This window comes from Candidatus Dormiibacterota bacterium (genome assembly GCA_036495095.1).
GTDB lineage: Bacteria > Chloroflexota > Dormibacteria > Aeolococcales > Aeolococcaceae > CF-96.
The window spans coordinates 1-11,016 of the sequence record DASXNK010000121.1; the positions used below are offsets into that span (position 1 = coordinate 1).

The following is an 11,016-nucleotide window of genomic DNA, read 5'->3' on the forward strand; positions in this document are numbered from 1 at the left end:
CAGCGCCGCCCCTCGGCCCCGGTGGAGAGCTTCCGCCGCCCCTTCTCGGCGCGGAGCGCGGGCGCCGCCGCCCGGGCGACGGTGACCTCCTTCTCCCAGATCGACGGCTGGCTGCTCGCGCTCATCTCGGGGCTCTGCGCCTTCGGCCTGGTGATGGTCTACAGCGCCTCGGAGGCGCTCGGCTATGCGTGGTTCGGGAACCCCGGGTACTTCTTCCAGCGCCAGTTCGTCTGGCTCTCCGCCGGGGTGACGCTGATGCTGGCGGCCGCTCGGATCGACTACCACCGCTGGGCGCGGTGGTCGCGGCCGCTGGGGGTGATGGTGGTGGTGCTGCTGGTGCTGGTGCTGGTGCCGCACATCGGGTCCGAGCGGCTGGGCGCGCGGCGCTGGTTCACCCTCGGCCCGCTCTCGGTCCAGCCCTCGGCGGTGGCCACGATGGTCGCGATCGTCTGGTTCGGGCGCTGGCTCACCGAGCGCGGGGCGGCGGTGCGGATGACCCGGACCGCCCGCCAGTACGCGGTGCTGCTCACCGCCCTGCTGCTGATGGTGGTGATGGAGCGCGACCTCGGCAGCGCGGTGGTGCTCGCCGCCATCGGCGTCGTGCTCGCCGCCCTCGGGGGGATGCGCAAGCGCCACCTCGCCCAGCTGGCCGGCGGCCTGCTGGCGATGGGCTGGCTCGCCATCCACCTCGAGTCCTACCGGGCCAGCCGCCTCCACTCCTTCTGGGACCCCTTCAAGGACCCGCTGAACACCGGCTTCCAGCTGGTCCAGTCGCTCTACGCGCTGGGCAGCGGCGGGCTCGGCGGGGTGGGCCTGGGCAACTCCATCCAGAAGTTCCAGTGGCTGCCCGAGGCCCACACCGACTTCATCTTCGCGATCATCGGCGAGGAGCTGGGGCTGATCGGCTGCCTCTCGGTCGTCGCCGCCTTCTTCCTGCTGGGCTGGCGGGGGGTCCGCGCCTCGATGCGCGCCCCCGACGCCTTCGGAGCCCTGCTCGCCGGCGGTATCGTCGCCTGGATCTGCATCCAGGCCTTCATCAACATCGCCGCGGTCACCAACGTCCTGCCCACGACGGGGATCCCGCTGCCCTTCATCAGCAGTGGGGGCACCTCGTTGCTCATGACCCTGGTGGCCTGCGGCGTGCTCTGCAACATCTCGGCCCAGGGCCGGGCACAGGGGGAATCGCGCCGTGCGCACGTTGATCGCTGGCGGGGGGACGGGGGGACACCTGACCCCCGCGCTGGCCGTCGCCCAGACGCTGCGACGCTCCGACCCCGCCGGTGAGGTGATGCTCGCCGGCCGGCGCGGCGGCCTCGAGGAGCGGATGGTGGCCGCCGCCGGGCTGCCGCTGTTCACCCTGGCGGTGCGCGGGGTCGACAGCTCGCGTCCGCTCAGCGCCGCCCTGGCGCTGGCTCGGCTGCTGCCCGCGGTGATGGCCGCACGCCGCATGCTCCGCGACTTCGCCGCCGACGTGGTGGTGGGCGCCGCCGGCTACGTCTGCGTCCCGGTGGTGCTGGCGGCGCGCAGCCTCCGCATCCCGGTGGTGCTGATGGAGCAGAACGCGGTGCCCGGCCGCGCCGTGCGCCTGCTCGCCGGCAGCGCCCGTGCCGTCGCCGCCTCCTTCGCGGAGACGGCCGAGCGGCTGCCCCGCGCCCGGGTGGTGCACACCGGCAACCCGGTGCGCGAGGAGGTGCGCGCCGCCGCCTCGGCGCCGCTGCGCGAGGCCTGCGAGCACCTCCTGGTGATGGGCGGCTCGCAGGGGGCTCAGCGCATCAACCGGGCCCTCGGCGAGTGCCTCGTGCCATTGCTCCAGGCCCGTCCCCGGCTGCGGGTCACCCACCAGTGCGGCGCTCGCGATGCCGAGTGGGCGGAGCAGCTCGCCGCCTCGCTGGCCTCGCCGCTGCGCCAGCGCTACACGGTGGCGCCCTTCTTCGACGACATCGCCGAGCGCATCCGCGACGCCGATCTGGTGGTGATGCGCGCCGGCGGCTCCTCGCTCGCCGAGGTGAGCGTGCTCGGCCGCCCGATGCTGCTCATCCCCTATCCGTACGCGCGCGCTCACCAGGTCGACAACGCCCTGCCCTACGTGCGCGGCGGCGCGGCACGCCTGCTCAGAGACGAGGAGTGCACCGGCGAGCGGCTGCGCGCCGAGATCGAGGCGATCGCCGGCGACCCCGAGCGGTGGCGCGAGATGGCGCGGGCGAGCGTCGCCGCGGGCCGTCCCGACGCCGCCCAGCGGGTCGCCGACCTACTCGCGGAGGTGGCCACAACAAGGTGACCGACCAGAGCCGTCACGTGCACTTCCTCGGCATCTGCGGGTACGCGGTGAGCGGCGCGGCGCTGCTCGCCCGCCAGCTCGGCTACGCCGTCACCGGGTCGGACGAGGACGCCTACCCGCCCACCACCGACACCCTCACCGCCGCGGGCATCCCCTGGACCAACACCCACGTGCCCGAGAACCTCGACCGCTGGGGCACCCCCGACCTGGTGGTGGTCGGCAACCAGGTGCGCCCCGGCAACGTGGAGTGGGAGGAGGCGCGCCGCCGCGGCCTGCCCACCACCAGCGAGGCCGAGTTCTACTACGAGCTCACCGCCGACCGGGTCCGGGTGGCGGTCTGCGGCACCCACGGGAAGAGCACCACCTCGTCGCTGCTCGCCCACATGCTCGAGGTGGCGGGGATGTCCCCGGGGTTCCGGCTCGGGGTGACCTCCCGCGACTTCGGGGTGAGCGCACGGCTGGGCACCGGCCGGGTCTTCGTCATCGAGGGCGACGAGTACACCACGGCCCCGTGGGACTCGCGGCCGAAGTTCCTCCACGCCCACCCCGAGCTCGCCTGCGTCACCCGGCTCGAGCTCGACCACCCCGACGTCTACGCCAGCTTCGAGGCCTACAAGGCGCCCTTCCTCCAGCTGGTCGCCACGATGCCGCCCTCGGGACTGGTGGCGCTCTGCGCCGACGACGCCGAGTGCCTCTCGCTCGCCTCCCACGCCGGCTGCGAGGTGACCACCTACGGCGAGGCGGAGGGCGCCGACTGGCGGATCGTGTCGGAGCCGAACATCGCCGACTCCGGCACCCAGCGCTTCACCGTGGTCACCGGCGGCGAGCGGATCGCGGTGGAGCTCAACGCCCCCGGCGCGCACAACCGGCAGAACGCGGTGGCGGCGCTGGTGCTGGCGCTGCGGCTGGGGGCGGCGCTGCCCGCCTGCCTCGACGCCTGCCGCAGCTTCCGCGGCGCTGCCCGGCGCTACGAGGTGGTGGGCCGGCCCGGCGGAGTGGTGGTGGTCGACGACTACGCGCACCATCCCACCGAGGTGGCCGCCACGGTGAGCGCGGCGCGGGACACCGCCGAGGGACGGGTGATCGCCGTCTACGTTCCCCACACCTACTCGCGCACCCTCACCCTGCTCGCCGACTACGCGACCAGCTTCGCCGGCGCCGACGAGGTGATGATCGGGCCGATCGAGCCGGCCCGCGAGCGTCACCTCGCGGGCACGGTGTCGAGCGCCGACGTCGCCGAGGTGGCATGCGCCAGCGCGCCGGCGGTCAGCGTCGCCGGCTCTGACGAGGCGCTGGCGCGGGTGGTGGACAGCGCCCGGTCCGGCGACGTGCTCCTGTGCATGTCGGTGCGCGGCTTCGACGACTTCGCCCGGCGCGCGGTCACCGCCCTCGAGGGCCGCCGTGACTGACGGCGGCTGGCTCGCCTCCTGGCCGGGGGCGCGGCGCGACGAGCCGCTCGCCCGCCACACCCAGTTCGGCATCGGCGGCCCCGCCGACTGGCTGGTCACCGCCGGCGACGCCGCCGGCCTCGCCGAGCTGCTGCGGCGCAGCCACGCCACCGGCGTGCCGGTCTTCCTGCTCGGCGCCGGCAGCAACACCCTGGTGCTCGACGGCGGCATCCGCGGGCTGGTGGTGCGCCTCGGCGACCAGCTGCGGCGCTGGCGCGCGCTCGACCCCACCACCGTCGAGCTCGGCGGTGGCTGCATGATGCCCCGCGCCGCGCTCGACCTCGCCCGCCGCGGGCTCGCCGGGATCGAGTTCGGCATCGGCATCCCCGGCACCTGCGGGGCGAGCGTGCGCGGCAACGCCGGGGCGTTCGGCACCGAGATCAAGGACGTGATCGTCGACTGCGAGGTGCTCGACTCCGCCGGCGAGCGCGGCACCCTCACCGCCGTGGAGTGCGGCTTCGCCTACCGGCGCTCGCGCCTCGTCGACGAGCTCTCCGGCGGGGTGGTGGTGAGCGCCCGCTTCCGGGTGCACGCCGACGACGCCGCCGCGGTGCGCGCCCGCACCGACGCCATCACCGCGCAGCGCAAGGCGGCGCAGCCGTGGGGGACGCGCAGCCTCGGCAGCGTCTTCAAGAACCCCCCGGGCGACCACGCCGGCCGGCTGATCGAGGCCGCCGGGCTCAAGGGACGGCGGGTCGGCGGCGCCGAGATCTCCGTCAAGCACGCCAACTTCATCCTCAACGCCGACCACGCCCGCGCCGCCGACGTCCTCGCCCTCGCCGACCTTGCCCACGACACCGTGCTCGAGCAGTTCGGCGTCGACCTCGAGCGCGAGATCGTCTGCGCCGGCGAGCCCGGCCCCTGCTCGGCCGCGGTGGCGGCGCGATGAGCCCGCGCCGGCTGGCCGTGGTCTGCGGCGGGGCCAGCAGCGAGGCCGCGGTCTCGCGTGACAGCGGCGCCCAGGTGCTCGCCGCGCTGCGCGCCGGCGGCCACGACTGCACGCTGCTGGAGTGCGATGCCGAGCTGCCGGCGCGGCTGCGGGACGGCGGCTACGAGGCGGCGTTCCTCGCGGTGCACGGCCGTTTCGGCGAGGACGGCGCCGTCCAGGGCACCTGCGAGCTGCTCGGCATCCCCCACACCGGGAGCGGGGTGCTCGCGTCGGCACTCTGCTTCGACAAGGCGACGGCGAAGCGGCTGCTCGTCGCCGCCGGCATCGACACCCCGGCATGGCGGCTGGTGCGCCGTGACCTCGACACCGGGGCGACCGCGGTGGCGATGCATGCGGCGGCGGCCGAGCTCGGCATGCCGCTGATCGTGAAGCCCAACCGCGGCGGCTCCACCATCGGGCTCACCGTGGTCCAGGACACAGCTGGCCTGAACTCCGCCTGGTCGGCGGCGGCCGCGCACGAGCACGTGCTCTGCGAGCGGATGGTCAGCGGAACCGAGATCACCATTGGTATCCTGGGCGCCGATCCGCCCGAGGCGCTCCCCACCCTCGAGATCGTCTCCCACCGTCCCCTCTACGACTATGCAGCGAAGTACACCGCGGGTCAGAGCGAGCACATCATCCCGGCGCGTCTCCCCGAGCCGCAGCGGGTGCGCGCCCAGCAGGCCGCGACGGCCGCGCATGCCGCCCTGGGGTGCGAGGGGATGTCCCGTGTCGACCTCATCGTCGACGCCGCCGGGGTGCCCTGGGTGCTGGAGGTGAACACGACCCCCGGGCTCACCGCGCTCTCGCTGCTCCCCGACGCCGCGCGTGCCGCGGGCATCCCCTTCGAGTCGCTCTGCGAGCGCATCCTCGAGGACGCGCTGCAGCGCCACCGGCCCGGCTGTCCCACCGAGGTACGCGGATGAGCCCTGCCGACACCCGCCACCGCGCCCAGGCCCGCGAGACCGCCGCTCGCATCGTCGACGCGCCGCGGGTGCCGCGGCAGTTCAGCCTGGCGCCGGAGTCGGCGCTGCGCGGCTCCGCCCGCCGCCGCCTCCACGCACCCCGGTCACGCGCCGCCCGCCGTCCCGCGCTGATCGGCGGCGGCCGCGGGCGCGGTGCGGTCCTCCTGGTGCTCGCCGAGCTGGCGCTGCTGGTGGCGCTGCTGGTGCTGCCCACGTTCCACGCCGCCGGCATCGACGTGCGCGGCGCCCGGCTCCTCTCCCACCAGGCGGTGCTCGACGCCGCCGGGATCGGTGACACCCAGAGCATCTTCACCATCGACGGCGAGGTCGTCCGCCAGCGGCTGGAGCGGCTGCCCTGGGTGCGCCGCGCCTCGGTGGAGACCGAGCTGCCGGCCACGGTGCGCATCACCATCGTGGAGTGGGAGCCGGTGCTCGAGGTGCGCCGCGGCGGCGGCAGCGTGCTGGTCGCGGGCGGCGGCGCCATCGTCGACCGCCGCTCGGTGCGGGCCACCGCGCTGCCCCCGATCCCGGTGCTGATCGACGAGCGCCCGGCCGCCTCCGGGGACGCGCCGCCGCTCGACGAGGCGCTGGTGCGGCTGCTGCCGGCGATCGCCGACGGCTTCCCCGCCGCCGTCGGCTGCGCCGTCGCCGACTTCCGCTGGCAGAGCGACGGCCGCCTGGTGGTCGACTCCGCGTGCCGTTGGGCGGCGGTGCTGGGGCGGGCCGCGGCCTCCGCGGAGGTGGCGGCGATCCCCGGGCAGATCGCCGCCCTCGCGGCGCTGAAGGGCCGGCTCGACTTCACCAGGCCCGATTTCGGCTACGTCGACCTGGAGGACGCCTCCGCGCCGGCGGTCGGCGGCAGGCCCGGCGAGGCCCGCCTCGCGCCCGCCGCCCCCGCACCCGCGCCCGCGTCCGCGCCGCCACCGGCGAAGCCCGGGGCCGCCGCCACCCCGGCGCCGACGCCGGCGCCGAAGCCGACACCGAAGCCGACACCGACCCCGACCCCGGCGCCGACCCCGAAGCCGACGCCCACGACCTACAGCTTCTCGGTGGGACCGCCCCGCCGCTGAGGGTCAGACCAGGGTGTGGTGGCCGGCGTGGCGCTGCTCCTCGACCAGCGAGCGCCGGGCCCGGAGCACGGCGGCGTGGGCGCGGCGCAGCGGGCGGCGATCCTGGCTGTCGGGCCAGCGGGTGATCTCCTCCTCGAGCTGGCTCTCGACGGTGCGCAGCGCCGCCATCGCCCGGCGGAGGGCGTCGGCCGCCTCCTCCTCCGCCCCCTCGGGCGGGGCGGCGGTGGGCCGGCCGGTCAGCTCCCCCGCCTCTCGGCCGGCGTCGAGATCGTCGACGAAGAGGGCGATCACCTCGCGGGCTCGGTCGAGGCACTCCTCGACCGTCCGCCCCCCGGCCGCCCACCCGGGCAGGTCGGGGATGGTGGCGATGAGGCCGTGGGCCTCGGCGGCGGGCTGGACCACGATGGTGTAGGCGCGCATGGGTGCCTCCTCGACAGCCCCATCCCCCTGGAGAGCCACATGGTGCGCCGATCCGCGCCGGAGTCAAGGACGCGTATCAGGATAGGAAGCTGCGGATCGCCGAGGCGGTGGCGGGGTGGGTCATCACCCCGTAGTGGTTGGCGTCGACCTCGACCACCTGGGCCCCGGGCACGGTGCGCAGGAAGCGGTCGCGGTCGGCTCCGCCGACGACGTGGCCGCCCAGGGAGAGCAGCGGCCGGGTGGCGCGCACCAGCAGCACCGGCATGGCGAGCCTGCCCCACAGCGCGTGGGGATCGCGCCAGCCCCCGTAGGCCATGTCCTCGAGCACCGCCACCGGGTCGGTGCGGGGCCGGACCCCGCTCGCGTCGGTGATGAGCTCATAGCGGAAGGCGCGATCCCAGTACTCGTTCCACGGGCTGACCGCGCCGGTGAGTCGCACCCGCTCCAGGTACTGGTCGGCGGTGCGGCTGGGCCCGGCGAGACGGCGCACCACCCGCAGGATGGCGGTGACCGCGAGCATGTCGGGGAGGCCGAGCCCGTCGACGAGGACGACGCGGCGGATGTCGGCGGGGTCGAGCCCCGCCATCTCCATGGCGACGAAGGCGCCCATCGAGTGCCCGATGACGTCGAACGGGGGCCGGCCCAGCTGAGCGGCGGCGCCGAGCACGTCGCGGGCGTGGCGGCGCCAGCCGTAGGTGCCGGGGGGGCTGACGCTGCTGTGGCCGCGGCCGCGCAGGTCGAGGGCCACCAGCTGCCGCCGCCCCCCGCCGAGGCGCTCGCCGAGGAAGTCGAAGCTGCGCGAGTTGGCGCTGATCCCGGGGATGCCGACGGCGAGCCGGCCCCGCGCGGTGCCGAAGCGGTGGGCGCGCAGCCGCCCCGAGGGCAGCAGCAGGTCGAGCGCCGCCGGCTCCTGGGACTCGCGGTCCGGGCGCTCGACGCTGGTCAGCGGGGGCGCTCCCACGGCCGTGCCGCCTGCAGGGCGGAGAGGATGGCGCGGGTGGCCGGGGAGCGGTTGAGCGTGTAGAAGTGGATGCCGGGGGCGCCGCCGGCGAGCAGCTCGGCGCACTGGAGAGTCGCCCACGCCACCCCCAGCTGCACCACCGCGTCGGCGTCGTCACTGCGTCGCAGCAGCGCCTCGCGCAGCCGCGCCGGCACCCGGGCGCCGAAGAGGCTGCCCTCGAAGCGTGAGAGCTGGCGCACCGAGGTGATCGGCATGATCCCCGGGACGATCGGCACGGTGATGCCCGCGGCCCGGGCCCGGGTGCTGAAGTCGACGTAGGCGGTGTTGTCGAAGAACAGCTGGGTGATGAGGAAGTCCACCCCGCTCTCCACCTTGTGGACGGTATGGCGGAGGTCGTCCTCCAGGCTGGCCGACTCGGTGTGCCCCTCCGGGTAGCAGGCGCCGCCGACGCAGAAGTCGTACTCGCGGCGGATCATCGCGGCCAGCTCGCTGCCGTGGTCCAGACCGCCCTCGACGGAGCGGAAGCCGGTCTCGCCCTTCGGCGGGTCGCCGCGCAGCGCCAGCACGTTGTCGATCCCGGCGTCGCGGAGCGAGCGGAGGGTGGCGTGGAGCTCGCCGGCGGTGGCGCCGGCACAGGTGTAGTGGGCCATCGGCTCGATGCCGGTGGAGGCGCGGATGCGGGTGACCAGCTCCAGGGTGCGGGCCCGGGAGTGGTTGCGGCAGGTGACCGAGACGAACGACGGCTCGAGCTCGCGGAGCTCGCCGATGGTGCGGAAGAGCGTCTCGGTGCCCGCCGTCGTGTCCGGCGGGAAGAACTCGAAGGAGAAGACCGGCCGCCGCGTGGCCAGCATCTCGGTGATGCGCATGGCCCGCTATCCTGCCCGATTCCCGCCCGCCGCAGCCTCGCCGTCCCGCCGTGCTACCTTCCGGCGCCATGCTCGCTGCGTATCTCGCCCGCACCGGCGGGGACGACCCGCTCGCCAATCTCGAGGTCGGTGACCTCCCCACCCCCGAGCCCCGCCCCGGCTGGGCGCTGCTGAAGGTGGAGGCCGCGTCCCTCAACCACCACGACCTGTGGCTGCTCCGGGGCATCTCCGCCAGCCCCATCGAGCCTCCCCAGGTGCTCGGCACCGACGCCGCCGGCACGGTGGCCGCCTACGGCCCCGACCCCCCCGAGGGGGCGCCCGAGGTGGGCTCGCCGGTGCTGCTCCACGCGGTGATCAGCTGCGGCGTCTGCCCCGCGTGCCGCCGCGGCGAGGAGCTCTTCTGCCGCCGGATGGCGCTCTTCAGCGACCGTCCCTACGACGGCACCCTCGCCGAGTACGTCGCGGTGCCGGCCGCCAACCTGGTGCCCCGTCCCCCCGAGATCGACGCCGCCGAGGCCGCCTGCCTGCCCACCGCCTACCTCACCGCCTACCGGATGCTCTTCACCCGCGCCGGGCTGCGCCCGGGGTCGACGGTGCTGATCCAGGGCGCCGGCGGCGGCGTGGCCAGCGCCGCCCTGGCGCTCTGCCGGGCCACCGGCATCACCGCCATCGCCACCTCCCGGGACGAGGCGAAGCGCGCCGCCGCCCTCGAGCAGGGCGCCGTCGCGGCGTTCGCGCCCGACCGCGGCGCCGCCAAGCAGGTGCTCTCCCTGACCGGCGGCGTCGACGCCGTCATCGAGACCGTCGGGGCGGCCACCTGGGACCTGAGCCTGCGCGCGGTGCGCCCCGGCGGCGCGGTGGTGGTGGCCGGCGCCACCTCCGGCGGCGACCCCCCCTCGCAGCTCAACCGGGTCTTCTACCGGCAGATCTCGGTGCTGGGCTCGACGATGGGCACCCGGGCCGAGCTTGAGCGGTTGCTCACCCTGGTCCGCAGCTCGGGGATCCACCCCCGGATCGACCGCACCCACCCCCTCGCCGAGGCGCGCGACGCGCTCCGGCGGATGGCCGCCGGCGAGCAGCAGGGGAAGATCGTCCTGGTCCCGTAGCCCGCTTGACGCGACCCACGCATCCGGAGATCTCGCCTCTTCCCCGTCTCATTTTTCGTTCTTTACACCCGCCGGACCCGGTGCTACCGTTGCCGGGCGTCCGCGGCCCGACAGGGGCCGCAGCCGGCAGGGCTTCATCAGCCAGGTGCAGTGATGAGGCCCTGTTTGCTGTTTGTGGCCCCCGATGTGTGCGGCCCGAGACGCCGGGGTGACTGCGGCGGATGCGAGATGCCCGGTGGATCTGCGGCGGGTGCGAGTTGCCCGGGAGATCTGCGGCGGGGTGGAGATGCCCGGTGATCTGCGGCGGGTGGAGATGCCCGGTTGATCTCACACAGGTCTTTACCGGGGGGAGGCTACGCCTCCCCCCGCTCAGCACAAGACATCGTGCGCTGGCGCGCCCGATGCCGTGTGCTACCCCCCTCCACGCCGGCACTCGCCGGCGACGCGCGCTTCGCGCGCTCTTCGTCTTCGCGCCGGGCGCCGAGGTACCAGGGAGGAACGCTCCGCGTTCCTCACACCTGCGCTGAGCGCCGAACTGTCGCTTGCCACCAGGAAGGCGAGATGCGGCTGCGGGGGTCAAGCAATTCACCCGTCCGGGCGGCTCGGCGGGTCCGTTGTGAGCAACGCGCAGCGTTGCTCGTGGTCCCTCCGCCCCCGGCGCGAAGACGCAAGGCGCGCGAAGACGCGCCCGCCGGCGAGTGCCGGCGTGGAGGGGGGCAGCGCCGGCATCGGGCGCGCCAGCGCACGATGTCTTGCGCTAGACGGGGGGAGGCGTAGCCTCCCCCCGGTAAAGACCCGTGTCAGATCAGCCGGGCAACCCCACCTGTCGCAGGGCGCCCGGGCACCTCCCCCGGCGCCGCCCCACCTATCATGGCCGCCGATGAATCGCATCCACGCACCGGCGCCGTGAAGGCGGCCTGGCCTGGGTCCCACGTCCCCCTGGGGGCGACGTGGGATGGCGAGGGGACCAACTT

10 protein-coding genes are annotated in these 11,016 nt (G+C 75.0%); 7 read left to right on the forward strand and 3 right to left on the reverse strand.

The window, feature by feature from the left end; translation table 11 throughout:
* From ftsW to VGL20_13155, 6 genes are all read left to right on the forward strand, one after another.
* A partial coding sequence (gene ftsW, locus VGL20_13130) for a putative lipid II flippase FtsW (protein HEY2704625.1) occupies window positions 1–1,284 on the forward strand: 1,284 nt, incomplete at its 5' end.
* On the forward strand, window positions 1,190–2,278 hold the full coding sequence (murG, locus tag VGL20_13135) for an undecaprenyldiphospho-muramoylpentapeptide beta-N-acetylglucosaminyltransferase (protein ID HEY2704626.1): 1,089 nt from the start codon (window positions 1,190–1,192) through the stop codon (window positions 2,276–2,278). The genes ftsW and murG, both read left to right, overlap by 95 nt.
* Window positions 2,275–3,687, forward strand: coding sequence for a UDP-N-acetylmuramate--L-alanine ligase (gene murC, locus VGL20_13140; GenBank protein HEY2704627.1), 1,413 nt, complete (start codon window positions 2,275–2,277; stop codon window positions 3,685–3,687). Before murG ends, murC begins: the two co-directional genes overlap by 4 nt.
* Window positions 3,680–4,615 carry a UDP-N-acetylmuramate dehydrogenase gene (murB, locus tag VGL20_13145; protein HEY2704628.1) on the forward strand — a complete coding sequence of 312 codons (936 nt, stop codon included), beginning with the start codon at window positions 3,680–3,682 and terminating at the stop codon, window positions 4,613–4,615. Before murC ends, murB begins: the two co-directional genes overlap by 8 nt.
* Window positions 4,612–5,580 carry a D-alanine--D-alanine ligase gene (locus VGL20_13150; protein ID HEY2704629.1) on the forward strand — a complete coding sequence of 323 codons (969 nt, stop codon included), beginning with the start codon at window positions 4,612–4,614 and terminating at the stop codon, window positions 5,578–5,580. Before murB ends, VGL20_13150 begins: the two co-directional genes overlap by 4 nt.
* On the forward strand, window positions 5,577–6,689 hold the full coding sequence (locus tag VGL20_13155; protein HEY2704630.1) for an FtsQ-type POTRA domain-containing protein: 1,113 nt from the start codon (window positions 5,577–5,579) through the stop codon (window positions 6,687–6,689). Before VGL20_13150 ends, VGL20_13155 begins: the two co-directional genes overlap by 4 nt.
* Before the next feature lie 3 nt (window positions 6,690–6,692).
* Here VGL20_13155 and VGL20_13160 read toward each other — a convergent pair whose 3' ends face one another.
* The 3 genes from VGL20_13160 to metF form a co-directional block, all read right to left on the reverse strand.
* The gene (locus tag VGL20_13160) at window positions 6,693–7,109 is read right to left on the reverse strand and encodes a type II toxin-antitoxin system HicB family antitoxin (GenBank protein ID HEY2704631.1); all 417 of its coding nucleotides are present in this window, start codon (window positions 7,107–7,109) and stop codon (window positions 6,693–6,695) included.
* 76 nt (window positions 7,110–7,185) lie between these two features.
* Entirely contained in the window at window positions 7,186–8,070 is an 885-nt protein-coding gene (locus tag VGL20_13165; protein HEY2704632.1) for an alpha/beta fold hydrolase, read from the reverse strand.
* A complete protein-coding gene (gene metF / locus VGL20_13170) occupies window positions 8,052–8,936 on the reverse strand; it encodes a methylenetetrahydrofolate reductase [NAD(P)H] (GenBank protein HEY2704633.1) in 885 nt (294 codons plus the stop codon). The genes VGL20_13165 and metF overlap by 19 nt, the downstream gene beginning before the upstream one ends.
* Window positions 8,937–9,004: 68 nt before the next feature.
* Between metF and VGL20_13175 the strand changes: the two genes are divergently transcribed.
* The gene (locus VGL20_13175; protein ID HEY2704634.1) at window positions 9,005–10,042 is read left to right on the forward strand and encodes a zinc-binding dehydrogenase; all 1,038 of its coding nucleotides are present in this window, start codon (window positions 9,005–9,007) and stop codon (window positions 10,040–10,042) included.
* The last annotated feature ends 974 nt before the right edge of the window (window positions 10,043–11,016 follow it).

Excerpts from the sequence above, each read along its gene's own strand:
- VGL20_13160 (HEY2704631.1), bottom strand. The coding sequence starts at position 7,109 with ATGCGCGCCTACACCATCGTGGTCCAGCCCGCCGCCGAGGCCCACGGC.
- VGL20_13175 (HEY2704634.1), top strand. The coding sequence starts at position 9,005 with ATGCTCGCTGCGTATCTCGCCCGCACCGGCGGGGACGACCCGCTCGCC.
- VGL20_13150 (HEY2704629.1), top strand. The coding sequence starts at position 4,612 with ATGAGCCCGCGCCGGCTGGCCGTGGTCTGCGGCGGGGCCAGCAGCGAG.
- metF (HEY2704633.1), bottom strand. The coding sequence starts at position 8,936 with ATGCGCATCACCGAGATGCTGGCCACGCGGCGGCCGGTCTTCTCCTTC.
- VGL20_13155 (HEY2704630.1), top strand. The coding sequence starts at position 5,577 with ATGAGCCCTGCCGACACCCGCCACCGCGCCCAGGCCCGCGAGACCGCC.